Annotated in this window: 18 protein-coding genes and 1 pseudogene; 12 read left to right on the top strand and 7 right to left on the bottom strand. The window is 65.3% G+C overall.

All coding sequences use genetic code 11. The features are described 5' to 3' along the window. Positions 1 to 461: 461 nt before the first annotated feature. The 4 genes and pseudogenes from NGM99_RS18535 to NGM99_RS18520 form a co-directional block, all read left to right on the top strand. Positions 462 to 938 (top strand): annotated as a pseudogene (locus NGM99_RS18535) (hypothetical protein); the annotation flags it as partial. Positions 939 to 1,202: 264 nt separating this feature from the next. Beyond that, positions 1,203 to 1,601 carry a hypothetical protein gene (locus tag NGM99_RS18530; RefSeq protein ID WP_252821706.1) on the top strand — a complete coding sequence of 133 codons (399 nt, stop codon included), beginning with the start codon at positions 1,203 to 1,205 and terminating at the stop codon, positions 1,599 to 1,601. 10 nt (positions 1,602 to 1,611) lie between these two features. Beyond that, positions 1,612 to 2,037, top strand: coding sequence for a hypothetical protein (locus NGM99_RS18525; RefSeq protein WP_252821704.1), 426 nt, complete (start codon positions 1,612 to 1,614; stop codon positions 2,035 to 2,037). A gap of 114 nt (positions 2,038 to 2,151) precedes the next feature. After that, complete coding sequence (locus tag NGM99_RS18520) at positions 2,152 to 2,352, top strand: hypothetical protein (protein WP_252821702.1); 201 nt, start codon at positions 2,152 to 2,154, stop codon at positions 2,350 to 2,352. 110 nt (positions 2,353 to 2,462) lie between these two features. Here NGM99_RS18520 and NGM99_RS18515 read toward each other — a convergent pair whose 3' ends face one another. The 3 genes from NGM99_RS18515 to NGM99_RS18505 form a co-directional block, all read right to left on the bottom strand. Continuing rightward, positions 2,463 to 3,626, bottom strand: a complete 1,164-nt coding sequence (locus tag NGM99_RS18515) for a zinc-dependent alcohol dehydrogenase (protein ID WP_252821700.1) — start codon at positions 3,624 to 3,626, stop codon at positions 2,463 to 2,465. Positions 3,627 to 3,637: 11 nt separating this feature from the next. Further along, positions 3,638 to 4,153 (bottom strand): SRPBCC family protein, encoded by a 516-nt coding sequence (locus NGM99_RS18510; protein ID WP_252821698.1) that lies wholly within the window; start codon positions 4,151 to 4,153, stop codon positions 3,638 to 3,640. 202 nt (positions 4,154 to 4,355) lie between these two features. Next, a complete protein-coding gene (locus NGM99_RS18505) occupies positions 4,356 to 6,206 on the bottom strand; it encodes a PAS domain S-box protein (RefSeq protein ID WP_252821696.1) in 1,851 nt (616 codons plus the stop codon). A gap of 133 nt (positions 6,207 to 6,339) precedes the next feature. Between NGM99_RS18505 and NGM99_RS18500 the strand changes: the two genes are divergently transcribed. Together NGM99_RS18500 and NGM99_RS18495 are read left to right on the top strand one after the other, a co-directional pair. Beyond that, the gene (locus NGM99_RS18500; RefSeq protein ID WP_252821694.1) at positions 6,340 to 7,515 is read left to right on the top strand and encodes a zinc-dependent alcohol dehydrogenase; all 1,176 of its coding nucleotides are present in this window, start codon (positions 6,340 to 6,342) and stop codon (positions 7,513 to 7,515) included. Positions 7,516 to 7,527: 12 nt separating this feature from the next. Next, a complete protein-coding gene (locus NGM99_RS18495) occupies positions 7,528 to 8,133 on the top strand; it encodes a hypothetical protein (RefSeq protein WP_252821693.1) in 606 nt (201 codons plus the stop codon). A 108-nt stretch (positions 8,134 to 8,241) separates the two neighbouring features. On the opposite strand, the gene chrA is transcribed toward NGM99_RS18495, so the two are convergent. The 3 genes from chrA to NGM99_RS18480 form a co-directional block, all read right to left on the bottom strand. Next, positions 8,242 to 9,657, bottom strand: a complete 1,416-nt coding sequence (gene chrA / locus NGM99_RS18490; protein ID WP_252821691.1) for a chromate efflux transporter — start codon at positions 9,655 to 9,657, stop codon at positions 8,242 to 8,244. A 1-nt stretch (position 9,658) separates the two neighbouring features. Next, positions 9,659 to 10,480 carry a chromate resistance protein ChrB domain-containing protein gene (locus tag NGM99_RS18485; RefSeq protein ID WP_252821689.1) on the bottom strand — a complete coding sequence of 274 codons (822 nt, stop codon included), beginning with the start codon at positions 10,478 to 10,480 and terminating at the stop codon, positions 9,659 to 9,661. 429 nt (positions 10,481 to 10,909) lie between these two features. Next, the gene (locus NGM99_RS18480; RefSeq protein ID WP_252821687.1) at positions 10,910 to 12,316 is read right to left on the bottom strand and encodes a pyridoxal phosphate-dependent decarboxylase family protein; all 1,407 of its coding nucleotides are present in this window, start codon (positions 12,314 to 12,316) and stop codon (positions 10,910 to 10,912) included. A 522-nt stretch (positions 12,317 to 12,838) separates the two neighbouring features. Here NGM99_RS18480 and NGM99_RS18475 point away from each other — a divergent pair. The 6 genes from NGM99_RS18475 to NGM99_RS18450 are packed head-to-tail and all read left to right on the top strand — an operon-like array spanning position 12,839 to position 25,034. Then, positions 12,839 to 19,087 carry a cupredoxin domain-containing protein gene (locus NGM99_RS18475; protein ID WP_252821685.1) on the top strand — a complete coding sequence of 2,083 codons (6,249 nt, stop codon included), beginning with the start codon at positions 12,839 to 12,841 and terminating at the stop codon, positions 19,085 to 19,087. Positions 19,088 to 19,110: 23 nt separating this feature from the next. Beyond that, a complete protein-coding gene (locus NGM99_RS18470; RefSeq protein WP_252821684.1) occupies positions 19,111 to 19,710 on the top strand; it encodes a hypothetical protein in 600 nt (199 codons plus the stop codon). A gap of 1 nt (position 19,711) precedes the next feature. After that, entirely contained in the window at positions 19,712 to 21,610 is a 1,899-nt protein-coding gene (locus NGM99_RS18465) for a YncE family protein (RefSeq protein WP_252821682.1), read from the top strand. Next, the gene (locus NGM99_RS18460) at positions 21,607 to 22,176 is read left to right on the top strand and encodes an SCO family protein (protein ID WP_252821680.1); all 570 of its coding nucleotides are present in this window, start codon (positions 21,607 to 21,609) and stop codon (positions 22,174 to 22,176) included. The genes NGM99_RS18465 and NGM99_RS18460 overlap by 4 nt, the downstream gene beginning before the upstream one ends. Then, the gene (locus NGM99_RS18455; RefSeq protein ID WP_252821679.1) at positions 22,176 to 23,546 is read left to right on the top strand and encodes an ABC transporter substrate-binding protein; all 1,371 of its coding nucleotides are present in this window, start codon (positions 22,176 to 22,178) and stop codon (positions 23,544 to 23,546) included. The genes NGM99_RS18460 and NGM99_RS18455 overlap by 1 nt, the downstream gene beginning before the upstream one ends. A gap of 3 nt (positions 23,547 to 23,549) precedes the next feature. Then, positions 23,550 to 25,034, top strand: coding sequence for a hypothetical protein (locus NGM99_RS18450; RefSeq protein WP_252821677.1), 1,485 nt, complete (start codon positions 23,550 to 23,552; stop codon positions 25,032 to 25,034). A 204-nt stretch (positions 25,035 to 25,238) separates the two neighbouring features. Here NGM99_RS18450 and NGM99_RS18445 read toward each other — a convergent pair whose 3' ends face one another. Next, positions 25,239 to 25,472, bottom strand: a complete 234-nt coding sequence (locus NGM99_RS18445; protein WP_252821675.1) for a hypothetical protein — start codon at positions 25,470 to 25,472, stop codon at positions 25,239 to 25,241. Between the last annotated feature and the right edge of the window lie 310 nt (positions 25,473 to 25,782).

The raw sequence follows: 25,782 nt of genomic DNA, 5'->3' as shown, positions 1-25,782 counted from the left end.
GTCCATTCATGGCAAGACACGCCGGACCTAAGACCCATCCTGTCGCGACCTTGGACCGTCACATCAAGGCAAAGGGCCCATCCCGGAACGGCGTCTGGCAGATGCCGTTGTTCGCTCCGGCAATGGAAACAGGTCAAAAAAGTCTCACGTAAGAATTTCCAAAGCTCAGATCCGATCGATCTCCATGTGAAGGCTTTCAAGACGATATCCAAACGTCGCGGCAAGCAGAAAACATGTGAGATCATCAGAACTGGAGCGGCCACAGGCCGCCGAGTCCTTTCCACTCGGGCTTCTGCTCCAACGTGAATGGTTCTCGGCCACGCTTGAAACGCCGTTCGCACCGCGAGTTGTGCCGGACCGTCATCACGTCCGGTGCATGGCTGTCCCTACGTCTTCGGGCGGGACGGTGTCGCATAGCATGGACCGTTCAAAGGTCAGTCAAACATCCAAGGAGATGAAGCATGAACGTCATGAACAAATCCATCATCGCAGCCCTCCTGCTTTCGAGCACGGCACTCGGTGCCTACGCCCAGTCGTCCTCCACGGTGGGCACAGGTGGCACGGTGATCCAGGACGGCACTTCGTCGAGCACTGTCGGCACCGGTGGCTCGGCCGCAGGCAGCGGTAGCGGTTCGGGCTCGGCCTCGACGCTCGGCACCGGCGGCACCTCGGCTGGCGGCGGCACCTCTTCGTCATCCGTCGGTACGGGCGGTTCGGCTGCGGGCAGCGGCGACGGCTCCGGCTCGGCCTCGACGCTGGGTACGGGCGGCACGTCCGCAGGCGGCGGCACCTCCTCATCATCCGTCGGCACGGGCGGCTCGGCTGCGGGCAGCGGCGACGGCTCGGGCTCGGCTTCGACGCTCGGCACTGGCGGCACCTCGGCTGGTGGCGGAACGTCTTCCTCGTCGGTCGGAACGGGCGGCTCGGCCGCAGGCAGCGGCGATGGGTCGGGCTCAGCCTCCACGCTCGGCACTGGCGGCACCTCGGCCGGCAACGGTGACGCGACCTCGTCCGTCGGCACCGCAGGCTCGGCTGCCGGAGGCAAGGGCAAGGGCGAGGAAATGCGCAAGCAGCACGGCAAAAAGGACAAGCAGAAGAACAGCAGCGAGAACAAGTGAAGCGGCGGGTTTGATCCCGGCATTCACGATCGATCCTGTTGTGCCGGCCCGCAAGGGCCGGCCCTTCCTTAAACGGAGGCTCTCATGATGCGGTTCAAACATGCGTTTCGGCTTGGGGGAACGCTCGCCATTATTCTCGCCTTCTCGACCGCGCTAGCCGACGCCGAAACAACCGAGCGTTGCGTGGACGATCAGGGGAATACGACCACTCGTTCGATCGAGTCCCATACAGACAGTGGCGGGGGCGTATCGAGCAGCGTGACCGCCGGCGGCGGTGTCGTTTCCGGGCAGACCCGGACGGGCAACACGACGATCACGCAAGAGGGCGGCCGAACCACGACCACCACCACCGACAGCAATGGCGTCACCGTCCACTCGTCCGGCAATGGTTCATCCTCGGCCGCATCCAGCAGCGCCTCGGGTCCGGGCGGCAGTGCGAGCGCGGGAAGCGGAACCGGCAGCTGCGTCACCATCACACGCTAGGAGCACGATCATGAAAAGACATCTTGGCATTCTGCTTGCCCTGACGCTGGGCGCGGCGTTGCCGGCCGCGGCGCAAACCTCGTCCACGGTCGGCAGCGGCGGCTCGGCGGCGGCTGGCGGCACCTCCGCCTCGACGCTCGGCACCGGCGGCACCTCGACGGATGGTGCCGGAAACACGGCCTCGTCGATCGGCTCGGCAGGCAGCGCGGCAACGGTCGACGGCAAGGCGAAGAGCGACACCAAGATCGTCACCAATCCGAACATGCTGAAGGCGCAGTCGAAGGCGATGGCGAACGACAAGGGCACGTTCTCCAAATCCAAGACCAAAACCACCGTGAAAAACGGCGAACTGTCGAGCGACACGCGCAGCATGTCCCATGTGCCGGGCCAGAAGCCGGTGAAAAGCAACAGCGGCGTAAGCGTGGAAAACAACTGATTGCCTGAGCGGCGGCCTATGCTCCGATACGGGGCGGCCGCCGCTTTTCAGCGTGCGCAGCCACAGGCTGGCACACCCAGATCCATTTTCGATTCGTGAGAAGTGAGGGCTTCCGTGGAAAACCAAGAAAAAATCGGGTTCTGGCGCGAGGAGATCGCACGGCTGTCAGCGGAATTGGCGGCTCACGATGCGAGCATAGCAGCTCTCCGTCTACAGGACGAAGAGCTGCCTAAACTGGATCTCCGGCCATTGCGCGACCGCTTGCATCTGTTTCGCGCCAAGGTCGAGCGATCGGCGGTGGCTGAAAAAGCGTAAGCCCGCGAAAAGGGCGTACGGGGCAGCTGACGAGCTGCCCTGGGCAAGGTGCCCTTTTCCACTTGGGTCGAAAACACGACGCCGGCGATCCGCTGCGCGCACAGCGCCGTTCACGGCACGAATACCGCGCGCAGACAGCCGTCATCCTTGTGCTTGAACATGTGGTAGCCGGTTGGGCTTTCCTCGAGGGAGAAGCGATGCGTCGCCAGAGCGGCGGGCGTCAGCTCGCCCCGCTGAGCGTGCTCGAGCAGGCGCGGCACATAGGCCTGGCCGTGCTGCTGGGCGGTTCTGACGGTGACGCCCTTGTTCATCAGCAGGCCGAGCGGAAACTTGTCCATCAGGCCGTAGACGCCGAGGATCGAAAGCGTTCCGCCCTTGCGCACGGCGAGCATCGCCTGCCGCAGGGCGGCTCCGCGATCCGTCTCGAGGTAGAGGGCCTGCTTCACCCGGTCATAGGCCTGCTGAAGGCCCGTACCGCCCGCTTCCATGCCCACGGCATCGATACAGGCATCGGGCCCGCGTCCGCCCGTCAGTTCGTTCAGCGCCTCGATCACGTCCACCTTCGTGTAGTCGAGCGGGATCGCGCCGAACGCCTCGGCTTGAGCCAACCGCTCGGGATACCGGTCGATGGCAATGACCCGTTCGGCGCCGAGGATCATCGCGCTCTGCTGCGCCATCAGGCCGACGCCGCCACACCCCCAGACGGCGATCACGTCACCCCCCTGGATGTCGCAGAAATCCGCTCCCATGAAACCGGTGGGCGCAGCATCCGAGATGAAAAGGGCCGCTTCGTCGGAAACGCCGTCCGGCACCTTGAAGCAGTCCGTATCGGCAAAGGGCACGCGGACATATTCCGCATGTGCGCCGGCATAACCGCCAAAGGCATGCGAATAGGCGTAGATGCCGGCGGTCGGATAGCCCAGCAACGGCTCCTGCAACTCGGGCTTCGGGTGGGTCGTGTCGCACAGCGAATAAAGGTCGTGCTGGCAGTACCAGCACTTGCCGCAGGAAATGAAGGAGGGAACGACGACGCGCTCGCCCTTCGCCACCTTGGTGACGTCGCGGCCGACATCGACGATCTCGCCCATGAATTCGTGACCGAGCACATCGCCCTCCCGCATTGTCGGGATGAGCCCGTCGATCAGGTGCAAGTCCGACCCGCAGGTGGTCGAAAGCCGGACCTTGAGGATCACGTCGTTCGGGTTGAGGATTTCGGGATCCGAGACGGTTTCGACCCGAAGGTCGTTCACGCCGTTCCAGCAAAGCGCGCGCATGCCGATAGCTCCTAGCGGTCTTCACCGCCCTTGCGGGCGGCGGGCTGAGGGTCTGTGGTGGGGATTTCACCGGTGAGGGCGAGGGCGCGGAACCTGTAAAGAGCCGTTCGCACGATCTCGCGCGGGGCGATGTGAAAGAGCTTGCTCAAGGCCTGCCCGATCGCACCACCCGGGGGATCGAACCGGACATCGAGGTGCAATTCCGTGCCGCGATCGCCTGGAGCGGGCCGGAACTTCAGCTCACCGACATTCGGCACGTCGGCACCGTCCTGCGTGGCCCAGCGGACAAGGTCCGGCTCGCTGTCGGTCACCGCGGTCCGCCAGCGATACTCGCCGCCCGCAGGCCCATGCGCGGTCCATTCCGCGGCCTGCTCGCCCGATGGCGTGACCTCGGCGAAATGCGACCATATCCGGGATTGGGTTTCGGGCTGCAGCCAGAGCGCCCGGAGCTCGGGCGCTGGCTTGCCGATGGTGATGGAAGCAGCTGTGGCCACGTCTGCTTCGGCTTCGGCTTCGGCGGTGCTCATGCTTCACCTCGAATTTTTGTTCGGCGTCTTTCAGGTTCCGCGGCTAGGCCTTGGCGAAATCTCGGTCGCTTGGCCCTGGCGCCCTTCGCACGCCGGCATTCGCTGGCGTCGAATCCTTCGGGCGTTCGCTGTCTCCGCGAAGCGCCTCGGTTCCAGACCTGCAATATCGGCTTCGCATCGCCCGCAGGCACCCGTAGGATTCCTAGGTAGAGCGCCGCTTCGCCCTGCTTTCGTCGGGTGATGGCACGAGCCCGGCGGCAAGGGCGGTCTGAAGCAACTCGGTCAGGCTTCCCGCATTGAGCCGGTTCATCACCTGGGAGCGATGAAGCTCGACCGTGCGCGGACTGATGCCGAGCTTCTGTGCGATGACCTTGTTGGTGCCGCCATCGATCAGTCCGATCAGAACCTCGCGTTCTCGCGGGGTGAGACGGGCGATCCGGGCGCCGGCGCTCTCGTCTCGCGTCGTCGGGCGTGCCGCGCCCTGGCACTCCGCAATCGCACTCGCGAGCGCTGCCGGAAGCGAGGCCTCGTCTTTCGAAATGACATAGTCCGCCGCACCCGCCTTCATGGCGGCGACGGCCGTGGTGACGTCCGCCCCTTCCGCGTCGAGCGCAAGGATCGGCAAGGCGATCGACCTTGCCTTCAGCTCTCGGGGAACCGACAGCCCCTCATCCTTCCGTGTCCGCAGATCGACAACGACGCAGCCCGGCGCCAGCACCGCGGCGATGTCGAGGAAGCCTGCGGCAGTCTCGAAGATCCGAGTGCGGAAACCCTGCCCTCGCAGGATGGTCGCCAGCTTTCGCGCCTCCACGGGCGCGCTGCTGACGAGGTAGACGTGACGGATATCCTCTTGCGTCAGGTCCTCGACGATGCCCCCGATCCGGCTCACTGCACCCCCATCGTCGAGAATCGGAAAGCTGGTGTCACGCAGCCAGCGGATCGATCCATCGCCCGGCCGCACGAGCCGATATTCGAATTGCGCCACCTCGCCTGCCGCTACCGTGGCGAGCGCATGTTCGACCTGCTGGCGATCGTCGGGATGAACGTCCTTGATCCATTCGGAAAGATCGTTTGCCGCGTCCTCGATGGGGATGCCCCAGATCCTCTCGAAAGCCGCGCTCCGATAGGTGATCGTGCCTGCCGCCGGATCGCCGATCCAGATCAGGTTGCTGCTGTTGGCCGCGAAGCTGCGGAACTGCGCCTCGCTCGCACGGATCGCTGCTTCCGCACGGCGCTGGGTCGTCACGTCGATGGCGGCACCGATGAAGCCGACCGCGCGTCCCTGCGCGAAGCTGGTTCGTCCCTCGGTGGCGATGCGGCGTATCACGCCGTCGTCGCGTCCGACGACGCGATACTCGATCCTGAAATGCCCGTTGCCGGCCGGATCGGTGCAGGATGCGATCGCCTGGCGGACTTTGGGCAGGTCATCGGGGTGGATGCCCGCCTCGTAGACGGTCATATCGACGGGCGCGTCGGCGGACAGCCCCCACATGGCGCGCAGGCGCTCGTCCCAATCGAGCGCGCCGGTTTCCGGGTCCCACGAGTAGATGCCGATGCCGACCAGTTCGGTCGCGGCACGCAGGCGCGCCTCGCTCCGCCGCAAGGCCTCCTCGATCGCGCGGCGCTCGCTGGTATCGCGAGACACGCCGACCACCAGATCGATCGAACCGTCCTCGCTCCGAACCGGCGCCCAGAGATAGGCGAAATAGGCCGAGCGTCCGGTCGGACTGCGAAAGAAGACCTCATCCTCGATCGTGACGCCCTCCTCGAAGATCCGGTCGATATGCCCATTGAGAAGGCGGATGAGATCCGGGGGATAGTCGAGATCGTCGAACGTCTTGCCGAGCATTTGTGCTGTCGAAAGGCCGAACAGGTTCAGCATGGCAGGGTTCGCATAAGCGAAGCGCCGCTGGCGGTCGAAGGCGTAAATGAAATCGGGGATCGAGGACAGATTGGCCTCGAGGAAACGGGCTCGGCCCGCGCGGGCGGCGTGGGGCGTGAACGCAGCACCGTTGCCGTTCGTCGTGGCCGTGGACGGTGACTGCTCGGTCATGAGGTCCGCCTTCCTCGCTGGGACTAGCGGAAAGGAAAAGGCGGCTTCCTCGGGATGTTCCCTAGGAACCATCCGGATTCAGGCATCCGAAAGGCTGAACCTAATTAGGCGATAGACAACCGAGGAGTCCGGCATGAAAGCGCTCGTCTGGCACGGCAAGGAGGATATCCGCTGCGATAGGGTGTCCGATCCGGAAATCGAGCATCCCCGCGATGCGATCATCAAGGTCACAAGCTGCGCGATCTGCGGCTCGGACCTCCACCTCTTCCATAACCTCGTTCCCGCGATGCTGCCCGGCGACATCATGGGGCACGAGACGATGGGCGAAGTGGTGGAGGTCGGAAGCGAAGCGAAAGGCAAGCTCAAGAAAGGCGACCGCGTCGTCATCCCCTTCACCATTCAATGCGGCGAGTGCGACCAGTGTCGCCGCGGCAACTTTTCCGTTTGCCAGCGGACGAACCGCAAGGGCGAACTGGGCGACAAGGCCTTCGGGCACCGGACGGCGGGTCTCTTCGGCTACACGCACCTGACCGGCGGCTATCCGGGCGGCCAGGCGGAATATCTCCGGGTGCCCTTCTCCGACACCACGCATGTCAAGGTGCCGGACGGCATCGAGGACGAGAAGCTTCTGTTTCTGTCCGACATCCTGCCGACCGGCTGGCAGGCGGCGGTGCAGACGGACATCCAGCCGGGCGACACCGTCGCGATCTGGGGCTGCGGGCCCGTCGGCCAGATGGCGATCCGCTCCGCCATCCTTCTCGGCGCCGAGCAGGTGATCGCCATCGACTGCCTGCCCGAACGCCTTTCCATGGCAGCCGCCGCCGGCGCCATCACGGTCAATTTCGAGACGGAAAGCGTGGTCGAGCGTCTCAACGAACTGACCGGTGGGGAAGGACCGCACAAATGCATCGACGCTGTCGGCACCGAAAGCCATGTCAGCTTCGGCCAGCCCGATACGCTGCTCGATCGCGCCAAGCAGATGCTGATGCAGGAGAATGATCGACCCCATGTCTTGCGCGAGATGATATATGTCTGCCGGCCCGCCGGCGTGATCTCGATCATCGGCGTCTATCTCGGCCTCGTGGACAAGATCCCGATGGGTCAGGCGATGAACAAGGGTCTGACCTTCCGCATGGCGCAGGCTCACGTTCCGCGCTGGACGGACGACCTCCTCCGCCGGATCGAGGACAACCAGATCGACCCTTCCTTCGTGATCACCCACAAGGCCGATCTCTCCCAAGGTCCCGAGATGTACGCCAAGTTCCGCGACAAGGCGGATGGCTGCATCAAAGTCATGCTTCAGCCGTGAAGGAGTCAGCCCATGTCACTCGCCAATCTCAGCGGCATCGCCCGCTCCAAAGGTGATCCCCGCGTCCAGCACAAAGGTCCGAGCTCCCTGACGAGCGCCGACAGGCTGGCGCGTGCACTCGGCTGGTTCTCGATCGGCCTCGGCGTTGCCGAACTCGTGGCGCCGGGGCGCATTGCCCGCACCCTCGGGCTGGAGGGCAGAGAAGGTTTGATCCGCGCCTATGGTGCCCGCGAGCTCGCAAGCGCCATTCCGACTCTCTCGATAGACAAGCAGGCCGGGTTGGCCGCGCGGATCGCCGGGGATGCACTCGACCTGGGCACGCTCTCGACCGCGCTCCATCGCGACAACCCGAAGCTGAACAACGCGCTGATCGCAACAGCCCTTGTGGTCGGGGTCACCCTGCTCGACATCACCGCCTATGCGGGCGTCAAGGGAGCGCACCGCCGCACGCGAGGCTCCAACCGTGACTACTCGGATCGGGTCGGACTGCCGCGCGGCGCGCAGGAATCGCGCGGCCTAGCCCGCGAGGATTTCGAGATTCCGGCTGACTACAAAGCAGAGGGCCGGCTTGCCGACGCGCTTCCGGCGGGATCATCCGAAACAAACAGCGAAGGGTGAGGCGTTTGAAACGCGCTGTCGGAGAGGCCAGGCGCGCTTGGGCTGACCGACGACGGGCAACCGGCCGGAATGGCAGAAGCGGCTGGCGCATCCCAGCGCCTCACGATCTCAGGCTGAATGCGCGAGGAGATGCCAGAGGGCACCAGCGCCGGCTGCTCCGACCAGCGTGGGCACCACGCCGACGCGCCACTGAAACAGGGCCAGCGCCGCTGCGGCAAAGAGAAGAAGAGCCACCGGGTCGAGGCTTGCGAGCCGTGGCACATCCAGCGACAGCGGTCCGATACGGGTCTCGGCGACATCGCGAAACAGAACATGCAGGCCGAACCAGACGGCGAGGTTCAAGATGACGCCGACCACAGCCGCCGTGATGGCCGCGAGCGCTCCCGACAGGGCCCGGTTGCCGCGCAAACGCTCGATGAAGGGGGCGCCGAGAAAGATCCACAGGAAGCACGGCAGGAACGTCACCCAGGTCGTCAGGAGCCCGCCGAGCGTCCCCGCGACGAAAGGGTTCAGTGCGCCCGGTTCCCGAAATGCGGCCAGAAACCCGACGAACTGCGTCACCATGATCAACGGTCCCGGCGTCGTTTCGGCGAGACCCAGCCCGTTGAGCATCTCGCCCGGCGCGAGCCAGCCGTAATTCTCGACGGCCTGTTGCGCGACATAGGCAAGCACAGCATAGGCGCCGCCGAACGTGACGACCGCCATCTTGCTGAAGAACACAGCAATGTCGGCGAAGACATTTCCGTTTCCGAGGAAAAGGACGAGAACGGCGACAGGCAGCAGCCAGAGCGCCAGAAAAACTGCCGACACGCGCAGCGACCACCCGATATCCGGCCGCGCATGGTCGGGAACGCCTTCACCGAGTGCGGAGTCCGCGTCGGCGAGAACCGTGCCCTTCGAAGGTCGATGGCCGCCACCGCCCGAAAAGGCGGCCATGCCCGAGCGTCCCCCGCAATAGCCGAGCAGCCCGGCACCGACGATGATGGCCGGGAAGGGTATGCCGAACAGGAAAATCGCGGTGAAAGCTGCCATCGCGATGGCGACCATGGTTCGGTTGCGAAGCGCCCGCTTGCCGATCCGGTTCACGGCCTCGAGCACGATGGCAAGCACCGCCGCCTTCAGGCCGAAGAACAGTCCGGCGACGATGCCGGTATTTCCAAAGGCGACATAGATCCAGCTCAGCGCCATGATCGAGACGAGGCCCGGCAGGACGAACAGCCCGCCGGCAATCAGCCCGCCTCTGGTGCGGTGGAGAAGCCAGCCGACATAGGTCGCGAGCTGCTGCGCCTCGGGACCCGGCAGAAGCATGCAATAGTTGAGCGCATGGAGAAAGCGCTCCTCACCGATCCAGCGCTTCTCGTCGACGAGCACGCGATGCATCAGCGCGATCTGCCCGGCGGGTCCGCCAAAGGACAAACAGGCGATCTTTGCCCAGACACGCACCGCTTCACCGAGCGGGATGCCGTGCTCGTGCGGCTTGGAGGGGGCGGCAGCGGCGGTGGTGGACAGGGCGGCGTCCGTCATCTCAGGCTCCTTCCTTCCGGCCGGGCCAGTTGTGTGTCTCCTCGGTCGCATCCCGGCACCAGCGGTAGAAGGCATCGTAAAGGAGAAGACCCGCTTCCAGTTGCTCCAGGTCGTCCGCATACATGCGCGACAGGCCGAGGGATGCCGCAAGGAGGCCGGGCACCTCGGGCGCGAGGTCGGGGCGCGCCGTATCGGCGCCGCGCACCAGGGTCGCGAGGCGCAGAAGCGGCGGCGTCGCGAGGCCAAGCTCGTCCAGCATCGTGTCGAACGTGCAGCGCTCGCCCCGGTGGCTCCAGAAGACATTCTCGACGTCGAATGGGGCGGCACCGAACCGCTCGCCAACGGCCTCGACGGCGGACGGCTGGACGAACAGAAAGACGGCGAACGGATCGACGAAGCGGCGGATCAGCCAAGAGCAGGCAATGCGGTCCACCTTGGGACGCGCCCGTGTGACCCAGGCGGTCCGGCCCTGCCCATCACGGACCGGGAGCTTGGCTTCGGGTACGAGCGGCCAGCCGGCCGCTTTCCATGCCTCGTGCCCACCCTCCAGAACCTCGGCGGGAATGCCCTCGTGTCGGAGCATGGCTGCGACGCCATGGCTGAGTTCACGGCCCGAGCGGCAGGCCACGACAACCGACCTTCCCTTCAGATCGCGAGCCCACGCCTCGACATCGGCATGCCTTCGTCGCACCGCGCCGGGCAGATTGCGAGGGTCGCCGGCGAAATCCTCATCGGTGCGCACATCGAGAACGAGCGGGCATTTCGGTGTGCCGATGAGGCGGGCGAGCTTGTCGTGCGTGATGGTCGTGATCGTCGAGGCCATGCCGCGTCCGTCCATGAAACTGGATGAGAGGGACGCGATACTTCAGCCGTAGCCTCGTGAGGAGACCGCCATCCCCATGCACTTACATCACCCGCTGACATCGCTCATGTCAATCTCTGCCTCGAAGGCGGCTTTGAACCAATCCCAAAGGTCGGATCTGGAACCGGCTGCAGCCATTTGATCGGACTCCTCAACCGATCGCACCGCTCCTCTCGGGAGTATCGAGGAAGGCCATTTCGACCGCCTGTTCGGCATCAATTTCAAGGGCGCGGCATTTACGGCGCAAAAGCTCTGCCGCTTATGTCCTTCGGCGGTTCTGTCGTGTTGACCGGCTCGGGAGGGGGCCCACCCCCTCCATCTACAGCGTGACGAAAGCGGCTATGCACAATCTGCACGGACTTGGACGCTCGGTTTGAAAGCCGAGGCGGCCTAAGCGAGCGCCGCTCGTGCCGCATCGATCGCACGTCTCACATCCGCGTCGCCGGTGCGCCAGTTGCAGACACTGATGCGCATGCATCGCTGCCCGCGGAAGGTCACCCCGCCGAAGAACGCTTCGCCGGACCTGTTGATGGAAGCGATCACCGCGTCTGTCCGACGGTCATGATCGTCTTGCGTGGCGCCGGGCGCCGGTGACAAGAATCGCACGAGGCCCTGGTTAAGGCGTGACGTGGCAACGACCTGTGCCCCAGGGAGGCGGCCGATCCCGGCGACAAGAGCCTGCGCATGGTGCGAGGTGCGCTCAACCATCTCCGCGACGCCACGCCGGCCCAGCTCCTGTAGGGCAGCATAGACAGCGAAACCCCGCGCGCGACGGGAAAACTCCGGGTTCCAGTCGAGCTGGTCCCGCGCCGCGCCGTCCTGCGGCAGGTAACTGGTTGACACCGTCATGGCCGCGCGGTGGGCGGCCGCATCCCGGACGAAGGCAAGACCGGAGTCGTAGGGCACGTTGAGGTATTTATGGGCATCGGTCGTCCAGCTGTCGCAAAGCTCCATGCCTTGGGCCAGCTCCGCATGGACGGGACTGGTGCGTGCCCAAAGGCCGAAAGCACCATCCACATGCGTCCAGGCTCCCGCCTCTCGCGCGAGCGGGGCCAAGGTCTGGAAGTCATCAAAGGCTGCGCGGTTCAGTTCGCCGGCCTGCAGCACCACGATCGTCGGTTGGGAGGTATCGGCCAGTGCCTTCGACAAACCTTCGGCAAGTATCCCGCCTTCCTCGTCCACGGGAAGAGGCACGATGCTATCCGAGCCAAGCCCAAGGAAACGGATGGCCCGATCAACGCTGACATGTCGCTCGATGTTGACCAGGATGCGGACAGGCACGCTTCCCGACAGCCCACGGCGCTCAACATCCCAGCCGCGGTCGCTCAGAACGGCGTGACGGGCGGCAGCCAGGCACGTCACATGCGCCATCTGGGTTCCGGTGACGAAGCCGACGCTGCTTTCCGGTGGCAGCCCGAAAAGGTCGAGGAGCCAACCGGCAGCGACTTCCTCCACAACGGAGGCGGCAGGACTGCAGGCACGGATGCCGGCATTCTGGTCCCAAACAGTGGTCAGCCAATCGGCGGCCATGGCCGAGGGCAGGCTGCCACCGATCACCCAGCTGAAGAACCTGCCGGTCTGGGAACCGAGGAGCCCGCCTTCAGTATCGGCCACGAGGCGGTCGATCACTTCGGATGGGTCGAGGCCGTTTTCGGCAAGAGGCCGTGCAAGCCGCATCCGCAACTCGGCCAGTGAGGCTGTTGTGGCCACCGCGCGATGGTCGAGGCCCTTGAGCCAGGCCGAGGCATGCGCAAAGGCGCGGGCGAGCGCTGTCCGGTCGGCAGCCGTTCCAAGCATGATGCCCTCCTCGCAAAGGAGAACATCAGTCAGCGACCGATCCCACGTGATGTCAATCACGGCCGAGCTAAGCCATTCGGACAGGCAGATCGCTGGCGATCAGCTGCAGGCCGTCGCTATCTTGCTTGGGTGCCTGATTCTGCTTGGCGTCCGGGTGGTGACCGGAACAGGGCCGGGAGCAGAATGATCGGTTCTGGATCAAGAGCGGATCGCGGCAAGAAGGTTTTCCCGAGCCCCGGGTCGATACGATCCTTCTTTTGAAATTTGCGACCAGCGGCAAGCTTCAAGATGTCTGGCCATGTGTGATCCAGATCACGAACGCAGGCAGCCTGAACATGCATGCTGGCTCGAAGCGATGGTTGGTTGCAATATTGTTGGATTCGGCACCTCCGCATAGCGCGCAGGGCTATGGAATAGAGCGGGCAATTCAATTCATTTTCTAAAGAGAATGTAGTATATCAACCAGCCGTGAGTATCCGTTGCAGTGCCTGACGATCTTTGTGTTCGACCAAGGAAAGTCGCATGCCGAACAGCTCTCGACGCGCAATCGCGATCCTCGGAACGATCACGCTGCTGGCCGCGGGCTCGGCACTGGGCCCGGCATTCGCGGCGACCTCGTCCGTGCCTCAGGATCAGGCGGCATCACCGTCTTGCGAGCGCGTGGTCAAGGCGGATGTCGTCGCCCTCGAGCAGGCTTACATTCTCAACAGGTTTTCGGCCTATGTGCCGGCGGGCATGCTTTTCGCGTTGAAGCGCGATGTGGTTTCGCAAGACGGCGGAGCGGTTCTTGAACCCGGCAAGGTTCAGTTGCGCCCCGACAAGCGCCCGCGTCCCTTGGTGCTGCGCGCCAATGAGGGTGACTGCCTCGAAATCCGCTTCACCAATCTCCTGTCCCCCGTTGCCGACGAGGAAGGCGGCATTCCGCGCGAGAACGACGGCAAGCTGCCAGCTCATGTGAGCGCGCGGCCGGGCTCGGTTCATCCGGACGGCCTCGTGGCGCCCGAAAAGGTCAGTGTCGACCGCCCGCGCACGCGCGCGGCTTCGTTCCACATCACGGGCCTCGAACTCGTGCCCATGACAATGGAAGAGTGCCCCGTCGATGCGGCCTGTGGCGGCGATGGCAGCAATGTGGGGCTGCCCACCCAACAGGGCGTGCTGTTCAATCCGGCGACGAGCCCGGCCGTTCGGCAGACCTTCGATCTCGGCTCGCTCGCCAAGCCCGGCCAGACGGTCGTTTCCCGCTGGCGCGCCAGGACGGAAGGGGCCTACTTCGCTTATTCGGGCGGAGCCCCCGTCGGTGGCGAGGGCGACGGGGGCCAGCTGGGCTTAGGCCTCTTCGCCTCCGTCAATGTCGAGCCCGAAGGCTCGCAATGGTATCGCTCGCAGGTTTCCTACGGTGAGATGCAGTCCGTGAAGGGCGCCACTGCGAGCGGGCGTCACCCCTACATGAACATCGACTATGGTGCGCAGCATGCGGAGAACGGCAAATCCGTGCCGGTCCTGCGCCTGCTGGATGATGAGAACAACATCGTCCACAGCGACCTCAACGCGGTGATCGTGCCCGACGGCTTTTCCAAAGGTCCGGAATCGAGTGCCTGCAACGGCGAGGCGTTCGGCGACAGCTGCGGCCGTCCCTTCCGCGAGTTCACCGTCATCTTCCACGACGAGGTGCATGCCGAGCAGGCCTTTCCCGAACTCGCCGACGAGAGCAACCCGCTGCACCTGATCAAGGACGGCATGGGCATCAATTACGGCGTGAGCAGCATGGGCTCGCTGGTGATGTCGACGCCCGGCATGGGAAAGAACACGGGCGTCGCCAAGAATTGTCCTGAATGCCGCGCGGAAGAATTCTTCCTGTCCTCATGGGCGAATGGCGACCCGGCCCTGATCCTCGACTATGACGACGCCGGACAAGCGGTCGGCGCGCGCTATCCCGACGACCCCTCCAACGTCCACAATTCCTATCTCGGCGACACCGTGCGCTTCCGCAATCTCCATGCGGGACCAAAGGAGACGCATGTGTTTCACCTGCACGCCCATCAGTGGGTGCAGGATTCGAGCGATCCGAACTCGACCTATCTCGACAGCCAGACCATCTCGCCCGGCGCGACCTTCTCCTACAATATCGAGTTCGGCGGAGCGGGAAACCGCAACTACACGCCCGGCGATTCCATCTTCCACTGCCACCTCTACCCGCATTTCGCGCAAGGCATGTGGGAGCTGTGGCGGGTGCACGACGCCTTCGTGGACGGGCGGCCCGGTTACTTCGACAAGAGGGAGGCGGTCGGTCCGACCAACGATCCCGCCATGATGAACCTGCCGGACGCGGAAATCGCGGACGGCACCGCGCAGCCTGCGATCGTGCCCATTCCCGGCACGGCGCTCGCACCCATGCCGAGCGCCGAATTCCGGGGCTATCCGTTCTACATCCCCGGCGAGCCCGGCCATCGTCCGCCCCAGCCCGTGCTCGACATGGATGTGCTGGGTGGCCTGGCCGACCCGACACAAGAGCCCGACGAGGCGAATGTGGTGGATGGCGGCCTGCCACGCCATGTGGTGACGGGCGGCACCCTGCAGTCAAACCTCAAGGAGGCGCTGGCGACGGGTGGCGATGCGGCTCGGGTCATCGCGCAGCGCGTGGCCAAGCAGAACCCCGAAGCCCTGTCGACGCTCGCCAAGCAGTGGGACGCGCTGCAGATCAAGCCGATTCCCGTCACCGGCACGCCGGACGAAAAGGCCGCCATGGCCTTCCATGAGGGGGCGCTCCAGACCGCCAGTCTGCATCCGACCGATGTCACGGCCGTGCCCCACCCCGTCTGGTGGAACCCGAACCGCGCCTACGAGACCGATTACGCCAGGAGCGTGCCGATCCAGACCCCGCCGCCCGGACCGCCGCTCTTCTACGTGAATTCACGCCCCCGCGCGCCCGGCGCGCCTTATGCCAATCCGTGCCCGGCGAACGCGCCCGACCGCTTCTATCGAACGGCCTTCATCCAGACCGAGCTGACCTACAACAAGCATGGCTGGTTCGACCCGCAGGGGCGCATCATCAGCCTTGAGAACGACATCAAGGACGTCATCGACCCCGACACGCGCACCAAGCTGCCCGAGCCGCTCTTCTTTCGCGCGAATTCGGGCGAGTGCATCACCTTCAACTCGACCAATCTCGTGCCTTCGGCGCTCAATGTGGACGATTTCCAGATCTACACGCCGACCGACACGATCGGCCAGCACATCCACCTCGTGAAGTTCGACGTGACCTCCTCGGACGGCTCTGGCAACGGCTATAATTACGAGGACGCGACCTTCTCGCCGCAGGAAGTGCGCGAGCGCATCTTCGCCTTCAACCGCACGCCGCATCCCGACAACACGCCCAAGAGCGAGGCCGAGAAGCTGCACCCGAAGACCCATCCGCTCTTTCTCGCAGGCGGCGACATCTTCGAAGCGGCGAAGATCTTTCCCGAGCGCTACAACGCGCTTCTGGCCAAAGGTACATGCGTGGCGCAGGAGCCCGGCCAGTCGGACGCGAATTACGAAAAGGAGCTGCGCGAGAACCACCCATTCTGCGGCGCGCAGCGCACCACGCAGCGCTGGTGGGCGGACCCGATCCTGAACACGGTATCGGGCAAGGACAACACGCTGCGCACCGTCTTCACTCACGACCATATGGGCCCGAGCTCGCACCAGCAGCATGGGCTTTATGCGGGGCTGGTGATCGAGCCCGCCAATTCCGTGTGGACGCCGGTCGGCAAGACCGTCTCGGCCGCAGAGATGGCGCAAGCGGGCGCACCCGCCGGCCTCGATTGCGGCACAGCGGACCCCGCTGCGCGGCCGGTGCTCTGCGAGAAACTCATCGGCGGCTCCAATCTCGCACTCAAGACCGCGCCGCAGTTGCTCGACGCGAACGATCCGATCGAAGGCAAGATCGAGCCGCGCGCGCCGCTCAGGCTCCGAAGCGATGGCGGGCCGACGGCGACCATGGCCAACATCCTCGCGCCCGACTGCATCGGCGACAGCGATTCCAGCCCGGTTCAGCCCGACAGCGGCCGCAACCGCGCCGGCCCCGTTCAACCCTGCGCGCCGGGTAAGGAGGCGCACAACACGCGGCGCGAATTCGCGCTCGCCATCGCGGATTTCGGCATCGCCTACAACACCGCGCTCGAACCCATCAATCCCGAGCCGCGCAACGACGATTCGGTATTGCGCGACGAGAGCTTCGTGCGCTTCGGCCGCCGCCACGTGGCGTCCACCCCGGCACGGCCCTTGGCGATCTCGTCGGAGGATCCTGGCAGCCAGTATTTCAACTATCGCCACGAACCGCTGGCCCTCCGCCTGAGCAAGGCCGAGCCGGACAGCGTGATCGGCGGGTGGAACTACAGGCAGAACCCCGCGCGCGCCGACGAAAGCACGCCTTGCCGCCCCGGCGATCAGAACTGCCTCGGTGACGCGGCCAACGGCTTTTCCTCAGCCGTGCACGCCAAGCGCGACGAAACGCTTGCCAAGCAACCGCTGCCGGCCGTGGTCACGCCGCAGACCCGCACACTTCTCGCCGGCACGGATGCTGAAGCCAAGCTCGACGGCGTGCTGACATCGGTCGAGCAATGGCGGCGCGACTTCAACTGCGCGCTTTATCCCGACGACCTGATGGGCGCGGCGCAAGGGTGCAGGGAGAGCATCGAGCGTCACGAGCCCTGGCGGCGCTTCGGCGATCCGGCGACACCGATCCTGCCTGCCTTCGAGGGCGATCCCGTGCAGATCCGCCTGATTCAGGGCGCACAGGAAGCCCAGCACGTCTTTACGATGAACGGTGTCAAATGGCTGCGCCTGCCCGGCGATGTCGAGGGCGGAACGGGCAACAAGGGCTCGGGCTTCACCAACGCGCAGCCGGTCGGCATTTCCGAGCATTTCGAATTCAACCTCACGGTCAATCCGTTCAACGCGTCCCATGCCGACTATCTGTATTTCGGTTCCTCGGTGGATCAGCTCTGGGACGGCCTCTGGGGCATGCTGCGCAGCTTTTCCAAACTGGAGCCGGGCGAGGAGACCACGCCCGTCGCCACCAGCCAGTCAGCGAATGTGCACTTCGAGCCGGCGAAGTTTCTGGCAACCCTTCCCGACATCGCGCCGGTGCCCGATCAGGGAACGGGTTCCGTCGACGAAAAGGCGTGCCCGCCGGCCCAGCCAGGCGAGGAAGCTCGCCATCACCGCTATTTCGATGTGAGCGCAGTGCGCGCCTGCGACCTGTTCGGCGCTTGCGGTCTCAGCGGTTCCAAAGGGATCACCTATTCCCGGCGCTTCGGCATCGAGGACGAGAAAGCGCTCGTCTACGTGCTGGAGGACGAGGGAATCTGCAAGGACGCGGAAACCTGCGACGAGCATGAAAGCGACTTCATGCAAATGCCCAACGCAACCGCGCTCGCCAAGCTCCGCACGCAGTTCGCGGCCGGCCGGCCGCTGGAGCCCATGGTGCTGCGCGCGTCCGCCGGCCAATGCCTGCATGTGAACCTGCGCAACCACCTGCCCCCCTGGCTCGGTGACGGCCCGAAGACGGGCACGGACGGCAAGCCGCAGGAGGTCGCGGAAGCGCAGGCCTATTTCAATTTCCTGCCGATGATCACGGACGGCTTCAACATCAACCAGTTCCGCATGTCGTCCACTGTCGGGCTTTCCGCACCCCGCGTGGCGGCGCATCCGCTCTGGGCGGAAGGCTCGAATGTCGGGCTGAATGGCGCGGTTCTCGCGCAGGCGCCGGAAACGCCGGCAGAAGGCGGTGCCTTGCGCCGGCAGGGTACGCTCGTCCCCCCGTGCACGAGCGATCCGGCGCGCGATGGGCTCGAGCAGGAGCGCTGCAAGGAAAGCATGATCTGGAGCCTTTCCGATTTCCAGTTCACCGGCAGCGCCACGAACAGCCCGGTCGAGTTCGGCGCCGTGCCCCTGCGCTCCTTCGGGGACCCGTTGAAACACCCCGCGCACGGGCTTGTGGGAGCGCTGGTGGTCGGCCCCCAAGGCTCGGAAATCTGCCAGAACGACCGCTTCGCCCGCACGCTTCCGCTGCCGCCCGAGGCCACGGCGCTTTCCCATATTCCCGATGGCCCGAGTGCCGAGGTCTGCCGCGAGGATGGCAGTCGCTATCTCGACCATGTGGTGGTCGTGCAGGATGCCGTCAGCGCGACGCGCGGCGGCCTGCCGGTGGGCAACCTGTCGGGCGCCGAGGAGCCCGACGACTACGGCGTCAAGGCGCTGAACTACAAGACCGAACCGCTCTGGGCGCGCACCGGCAACGACCCGAGCGTGCCCTTCGAGGAGCGCAACGCGTTCGACCAGGGCAATCTCCTGAACTCGGCCGTCCGTTTCGACGGTGCCACGATCCACTGTGCCTCCGGCATTCCGCCACTTCTGGCCGAGAAAAATCCGTGCGATCCCGAAACGCCGGTGCTGGAAGCCCAGGCCGGTGAAACGGTGCGGCTCCATTTCGTCCATGGCGGCGGGCATACCCGTCAGCAAGGCCTGTCCGTCAGCGGTCACAGCTGGAACCCTTATCCCTGGTCGGACGACTCCCATGTGTTCGACGCGAGCGCAGGCTCGAGCATCCGGCAGGGGGTATTCAACGGCTTCGGCCCGATGATGGGCATTTCGCTCGAGCTCAAGGCCGGCGGAGCCGACAAGGTGCCGCTCGATTACCTCATGCGAAGCCAGGCAAGCTTTCTGTTCGACGGCGGCATTTGGGGCATTTTCCGGGTGCGCCCGGTGGAAAGTGCACAGCAACAGTAAGCACAGGAAAGGGAGATGAGACCATGGCAATCGACCCGATCCCCGAGCCGACGGCCCCGCCTGCCCAGCCCTGGCAATTCCTCGACTGGAGCATCGGCCCGGACGGCATCGCGATGAACTCGCGCCGCTTCGTCCACAAGAGGCTCAACCTCTACACCGCCGCGCAGGGCACCGTGGTCGTCAACGAGATCGGCAAGCCGGCGGCGCGCCTGCGCTATTGCTCCCAGGACGACTACAACGCCAATCTCTGGCAAAAGGACGGGCTGCTGGTTGCGCGCGACCCGAACGGCAGCACGATGCCGCAAAGCACGCCGATCACCCTGAGCTTCACGACCCCGCTGCGAGCGGTCGGCGCCTATGTCGTGGTGGGTGGTGACGCGGTCATTCTCGACCTGCCGCTCGATGCCGTGATGTGGGTGCAGGAAGCGGGAAGCAACACCTGGACCGCGATCCATGGCAGCGGCACGGTCGGCAAGGTTCTGCCTGCGGGCACGGCCGCTTCCGCTGCCTTTGTCGGCGCGGCCTGCTCGAATGGAAGCCGCATCGGCAAGGTCTGCTTCGACGCTTCACTTGCCGGCAGCTTCGAGACGCTCGCTCTGTCGCGCCTCTTCTGGGTGGCCTAGGATGTCTTCGGGCTGCACACGCCGTTTGCGATGGAGCTTAGTCTTCCTCGCGGCTTTCCTGCCGTTCGGCGCGACGCAAGCAGCGGATCAGGCAGGCGAAGCCAATGATGGCGGCATCCGCGTCCGCTGGACCTATTCGCCGCGCGGCGAAGCGGGAGGCAGCGGCCTGGGCGAACTTCAGCTCGACCTTGCCGATGCCGTGTCGAACCAGCCGCTTCGCTACAGCAAGGGCCGGGTCTTCGCCTGGCTGCAGCGCCGTCGCGGCACGCTGTCGGATAGTGAGACATCCTGCCTCGACAAGGCGAAAGGGCTGTTCGCGCAAGGCATCGGCCGCCGCGCCGACATCGACCTCAACGAGTACCGGCTGGTGACGCTGAACAAGGAAGGCAGCGTCGCCGTCATCAATCCCTTTGTCGGCATCAACAATGCCAAGCTCGAATCCATCATCGATCTGCATGCGAGCCCCCGCGGCTGGGTCGCGGTGCCCGAGCGGCGCGAAACCTGGATCGCGACGGACCAGCCGGCCAAGCTCGTCGCGCTCGACATGCAATCGCGAAAGATCACGGCCGAACTCGCTCTGCCCGAGAATGGCGCGCCCGATACCGTCGTTTACGATGCGTCGAACCACACGCTCTGGGTTTCGCTTCCCGGCACGCAACAGATCGGGCGTCTCGACCTGAGAGCTTCGGCTCCCACACTGGGAACCCTTGCCGCACAGGGACTGACGACACTCGTTTCGCTGGCCTCGGAAGACAGTGCCGATGGCATGGGTGGCATCGTTGCGCTGCACCGGAACGGTGATGTCGTGCTGCACGACAACAGCCCGACGCCGAAGCGCTGGCACCTCGACAACAGGCCCGTTGCCGCCGCCTACAGCGCGCTGTCGCGACGGATCGTGGTCGGCACGGACGAAGGCGGCCTCGTCTGGCTCGATCCGGCTTCGAAAAGCGCTGAAATTCCCGAGCGCACTTTGTCGCTCGGACACCCGATCAGCCGTCTCGCCCTTTTCGACGGCGGCCGGCGTGGCATCTTTGCCGGTGAAGGCTGGGCCGGCCTCGTCGATCTCGCTTCCGCCCGGCTCGTCGCCACGCTTGCCGGCGGGGCGGGGGCGGACGACATCGTCTTCTCGCGCAGTTTCGCCTATGCCACACACGCGCAAACCGGGCGCGCGAGCCTGTGGTCTCTCGCCGATCTGCGTGCCGGGCGCGGCGACCGGCCGCTCGACGTGATGACCGGCTCGCCCGCGCCTGAAAGCCTCTCGGGGCCAAGCCTCCACCGCGCCGTGGCCGACCCCGATGGCAGCGGCCTTCTGGTGGCGAGCCCGGCCGACGGCATGATCTTCCAATACAGCGAAGGCATGATGGCGCCGAGCGGCAGCTATTCCAATTACCGCCGCGCTGCCCTCGGCATCATGGTGCTCGATCCCTCGCTGCGCGAGGTGGAGGCTGGCCGCTATCGGGGACAGATCCGTTACGAAGAAGGCGGCGGCTATGAACTGATTCTGGCCGGCCTCGGCCCGCGCTTCACCGTCTGCGCACCGCTTGCCCTGGCGCCGACCGCCGTGCGGCCACTCGGAATGGAAACCGTCATCCGCGCCGCTTTCGCCGGCGAGCCGACCGAAAAAGAGGGATCCGAGACCATCCGCCTGCGCCTGGATCGGACGGAAAACGAAGCGACCCTCCCCCTGTCCGGCGTGGCCGACCTTTCGGTTCTGGTCTTCGACAAGCGGCGCGGCTGGCAGCATCGCTTTGCCGGGGTGGAAACGGCGCCGGGCGAATACGAGGCGGAAATCGTCGTACCGCGCCCCTCGCGCTACGAAGTGCTGGCTTCAAGCCCTTCCGCCAACCTTTCCTTTGTTGAGGGCCGGCTGGGCGAAGTTGAGTTGGGAGCACGGCCATGATCGGGCGCTCCGGTCTTGTCGCGATGATCCTACTTGCCTTCGTGTCCGCGTCGCGTGCCGAAACCGCGCAATGGATGTCGCCGGGCCCGGCGATCCCTGCCGTGACGCTTCTGGACGAGAACGGGCAGGATCAGCCGCTCGCCGATCTCGTGGGCGACAGGCCGGTTCTCGTCGGCTTCTTCTTCACCGGCTGCGCCACCATCTGCCCGCTGCAAACGGCCACCATGCAGGCGGTTCAGGGTGAGCTGGCCACACGCCACCTCGCGAACATGGCCACGCCGCTTCTGCTGTCGATCTCGCTCGACCCGATCGGGGATACGCCTTCTTCGGTCCGCGCCTATGCCGCGCAGTTCGGCATCCAACTGGGCCGGGACCATGACTGGCTGATGCTGTCCGGCTCAGCCCGGATGCTGGCGCCCGTTTGGGCAAGCTTCGAGGAAGAAGGGCCGATCAGCGACCATTCGGGCTTTCTCTGGATCGGCCAGCCCGACAACCAGCGATGGACGCGGGTGAACGCGATGTCGGACGCCGGTCAGATCGCCGACCTTCTCTTGGAGAAACCATAATGCCCGGCCCATGGCGCATGCCGGTTCGGGCCGTCGCACTGCTTCTCGCGGGCCTGACGATGGGAGGGGTGGCATCGGCCGACCCCGCGCAGGGCCGTGCGCTTTATCAGGGCACTGCCGGTTTCGAGGCCGGCATCGAGGCCACGGCTTCCCGGCTGCCCGCGCGCTTCGCGGCCTGCAGCAACTGCCACGGGCACGGAGGTGCCGGTGCAAGCGAAGGCGGCGTGATCGCGCCGCCGCTCCTTTGGGCGAAACTCACGGCACCAAGCGGCACGAACTCCGCATTTCGTTCCGGCGAAGAGGTGCTGCGCGCCGTCACCATCGGCATGGGCCGCAACAACGAACTGCTTTCGCCCGCGATGCCGCGCTATCGGCTGTCTCCAAACGAAGCCCGGTCTCTTCTCGCCTATCTCGAAGTGCTCGGAACGCGGGCCGATCTGCCGCCCGGCATCAGCGCAAACGAGATACGGATCGGCACGGCGCTGCCCTTGTCGGGCCCTGCCGCCGCGACCGGTGCCGCGATTCTGCAAGGTCTTCACGACAGCATCGACCCGCTCAACGCACAAGGCGGCATCCACGGCCGTACGGTCATGCTGATAAGCGCGGACACGGTGCCGCGCGGGCCGGCCGTTGCTGTCCGTGAACTGGCGAAGAAGCCTGTTTATGCGCTGGCGGCAAGCCTTTGGCCCGACAGCGAGCCCGAGGCCGAACGCCTGCTGACGGAGGCTCGCATCCCCAATCTTGCGAGCCTCGTGGTCCGGGAAAAGAGCAGGGAGGCCGGGGAATGGGATTTCGACCTTCTGCCTCCGGTCGAGGAGCAGCAGAAGCTGCTGGCTGGGGCGATGGCGACGTGCGGAAACCCTGCCCGCCGAACGGCGCTTGCGATCGGCACAGAAGGACCACGGCCATCCTCGGTCCGCTGGGTGATCTCGGCCTCGGATCTCGCCGCCACATTCGAGAAGAGCGCGACGACCGGAGGCCGCGACGAATGCGTCGGGTTCGGCCTTGCCGCCATCGGCCTGTCGTCGGCCGCTCCACCGTCGGCGGCGCAACGCATCGTCCTGCCCATGCCGGAAGAACTGTTGAGCGAAGGCGGCGCCGCGAGCGAACCATGGCGGCGATTGGGAGAGGCCGCCGGTCGCGTCGTGATCGAGCTTCTCGCGAATGCAGGAGCCGTCCCCCATGAGCGTTCGACACTCGACGCACTCTCGGCTCTTTCCGGCTTCGAACCGTTGCCGGGCCTGCCGCCGCTGCGCTTTTCCCGCACGCGGCGCTTCGGCTGGGACCCGGGCCTGATCGCTATTCCCGCCCGCGCCGATCCGGGCGGCACGGCACGACGGACGCCATTCGATCCAGCTCAAGGAGGGTAAGACATGCGTTCCGAAAAGCTTATGCTGTCGTTGTTCCGCTCTTTGCCGGCAGCGGCAGCGCTCGCGGCAATGTCCGGCCCGGCGATTGCCGTGGATGTCGCCAGTCCTTCCTTCGCCCTGGTCGGCCACATCGAGGATTTTACGCTCGACAACGCAGCCGATCCCTTGAGTGCCGCGACCATCACCGTCAGCAACATTCCCGTCCGCATGCCACGCAACCTGTTGGTCACGCTGCCCGGCCAGTACATGACGGCGCACGATCTCTTCATCGGGCCGGGCGGCGGTGCGCCCCAAGCCCGCAGCGGCCTGGCTCTGGCCGACCCGACCCCGCCGCCCGTGCCGTTCGAGGCCGAGATCATCGGCAACATCTTCGGCGGTCAGTATCTCGCGGGCGATGTCCGCATCAGCCAGGGCGCGCTGCACACGGGCGCGGGCTTCATCCAGGCTATCGACGCGGCCACCGGCGAGTTGCGCATCGGTGTTGCAGGCGGTGCTGCCGGCGCGCGCGTGCGGCTCAACGATCCCTCGGGTGTCTACGGGCTTGCGAACGGCGAAGGTGCGAAGGCCGCGATCCCGCTCGATGCGCGTTTTTCGCTCGATCCCGAGAACTCCCCGGTCCATGCCAAGACGGGCTTTCCGGTCTGCGTTCCCGCCGCCGGCAGCGACCCGGATTGTCCGTCCGCCAACCGTCCGGGCGGTGCCGCCCATATGCGCTTCACATGCGCGGCAGCAGGCGGCACGGCGGCCGCACCCGACGCGCCCGTGCAGTCTTGCGACCCGACCAGACCCGTGCCGCTCGCGGTGGGCGACTACGTCACCTATTCCGGCATTCTCCAGCCCGATCCCGCCGGCGGCTTTCTGATCGCCGCCTATGCGCTCGATGCCGAATTGGGCATCTACACGGCTCCCGGCACCGAGCCGGTCTATGTGTTCATCGAGGAGGCACTGCAGGGCACCAAGGGCGAGCCGTTCCCCGACATCCCGCAGGAAGAAACCACCCGTTTCCGCATCGTCGGCTTCTCCACCGATCCGAGCCGAAACGTGGAAGTACGGCTCCTCGATACGGGCCGCAACGAGACGGGCACCTCCTTCACCGGGCCGGGAGGCCTCGCACCCTCCAACGGTGCACAGCTCGGCCGCTTCCGCAACACCTGGCCGGCCAAGGACGATGCGCGCGCCGTGCGCCGCGATGCGATCGCGAGCGTGGTCGGCAGTCCGCATGCCACGCTACCCAACGGGTTGACCTCGGGCGTCTATGTCAGCCCGATCGGGGAATATATCTATCCCGAGCCGACGAGCTTCGGCATCACGGGTTATCCGACTCCCGTTCCTTTCGAGAACTTCTGCTTCCTCGCCGCAGGTGGCGGCTCGTTCGACACGGCGGATGGGCCGCAATCACTCGGCCGCCTCGATCCCTTCCCCGAATCTGGCCACGCCCAAGCGCAGCCAATCGGGACTGGCACAGCGAGGGCCTGCGATGGACAATGATTCGACGATCTCTCGATCAACTGCTCTGGAGGCTGGTGGCAGGCCGACAATCTATCGTCATGCCCTCTTCCAACCTCCACGAACTGATCGGCATGTGCCATCGCATAATTGTCTGCTCTGATCCAATGGCACCCTCGTGCGGGAACTGCCGAGGGCCGAGTTCGGCCAGGAGCGAATCCTCTCACTCGCCAACCAGGAACATGTTCAGGCATGGCTGGCATGCCCATCTCTCCGGCACTCGCGCAATCTCTTCGATCTGGAGTTCGCGCAGTTCGGACAGCTGGGCGTCGCGAGCGCTTGATCCACCATCCGTCCAGTCATGCTCTCTATGAAGATCATGGTGCCGAACGCGTTTTCCGCGCCCTCATGATCGGCAAGGCTGGCTTCGAGATTGGTATGCGCCTGAGCATCCATTGCCAAGGTGGTGTCGCGAGCCACCGCGTGGCATCGAGCAGCTTATCCGCGACGGCCAGCCTCCCACACCAGAGGCGCCGCGTGCGCTCCGCGACCTCGTTTCGAAGGTGATCGTCCATCTATCAAGCGACGAAGGTCGGAGATCAAGGTTCAGGGCTGCCTGTCCGAGTTGATCAATCCGACCTTCGGGCAGAAGCTAAAATGTAGGGGGATCAGTGGTAGCGGAGGAGGGATCTGAACCCCTAAAGCTCCCTTTCCACAGCACGCCCAGATGTTTTGCGCTTTTCTCGATAAGGTTATGATTGTGGATACAATCTCTATTACTTTCTCGCAA

This window comes from Mesorhizobium liriopis, assembly GCF_024053505.1.
Lineage (GTDB): Bacteria > Pseudomonadota > Alphaproteobacteria > Rhizobiales > Rhizobiaceae > Mesorhizobium_B > Mesorhizobium_B liriopis.
Note: the sequence above shows the minus strand (reverse complement) of the source record. Positions and strands in the feature narration are given on the sequence as shown.

Bases quoted from the DNA above. Each gene is read 5' to 3' on its own strand.
- NGM99_RS18530 (WP_252821706.1), top strand. From the start codon at position 1,203: ATGATGCGGTTCAAACATGCGTTTCGGCTTGGGGGAACGCTCGCCATT.
- NGM99_RS18525 (WP_252821704.1), top strand. From the start codon at position 1,612: ATGAAAAGACATCTTGGCATTCTGCTTGCCCTGACGCTGGGCGCGGCG.
- NGM99_RS18515 (WP_252821700.1), bottom strand. From the start codon at position 3,626: ATGCGCGCGCTTTGCTGGAACGGCGTGAACGACCTTCGGGTCGAAACC.
- NGM99_RS18510 (WP_252821698.1), bottom strand. From the start codon at position 4,153: ATGAGCACCGCCGAAGCCGAAGCCGAAGCAGACGTGGCCACAGCTGCT.
- NGM99_RS18505 (WP_252821696.1), bottom strand. From the start codon at position 6,206: ATGACCGAGCAGTCACCGTCCACGGCCACGACGAACGGCAACGGTGCT.
- NGM99_RS18500 (WP_252821694.1), top strand. From the start codon at position 6,340: ATGAAAGCGCTCGTCTGGCACGGCAAGGAGGATATCCGCTGCGATAGG.
- NGM99_RS18495 (WP_252821693.1), top strand. From the start codon at position 7,528: ATGTCACTCGCCAATCTCAGCGGCATCGCCCGCTCCAAAGGTGATCCC.
- chrA (WP_252821691.1), bottom strand. From the start codon at position 9,657: ATGACGGACGCCGCCCTGTCCACCACCGCCGCTGCCGCCCCCTCCAAG.
- NGM99_RS18485 (WP_252821689.1), bottom strand. From the start codon at position 10,480: ATGGCCTCGACGATCACGACCATCACGCACGACAAGCTCGCCCGCCTC.
- NGM99_RS18480 (WP_252821687.1), bottom strand. From the start codon at position 12,316: ATGCTTGGAACGGCTGCCGACCGGACAGCGCTCGCCCGCGCCTTTGCG.
- NGM99_RS18475 (WP_252821685.1), top strand. From the start codon at position 12,839: ATGCCGAACAGCTCTCGACGCGCAATCGCGATCCTCGGAACGATCACG.
- NGM99_RS18470 (WP_252821684.1), top strand. From the start codon at position 19,111: ATGGCAATCGACCCGATCCCCGAGCCGACGGCCCCGCCTGCCCAGCCC.
- NGM99_RS18465 (WP_252821682.1), top strand. From the start codon at position 19,712: ATGTCTTCGGGCTGCACACGCCGTTTGCGATGGAGCTTAGTCTTCCTC.
- NGM99_RS18460 (WP_252821680.1), top strand. From the start codon at position 21,607: ATGATCGGGCGCTCCGGTCTTGTCGCGATGATCCTACTTGCCTTCGTG.
- NGM99_RS18455 (WP_252821679.1), top strand. From the start codon at position 22,176: ATGCCCGGCCCATGGCGCATGCCGGTTCGGGCCGTCGCACTGCTTCTC.
- NGM99_RS18450 (WP_252821677.1), top strand. From the start codon at position 23,550: ATGCGTTCCGAAAAGCTTATGCTGTCGTTGTTCCGCTCTTTGCCGGCA.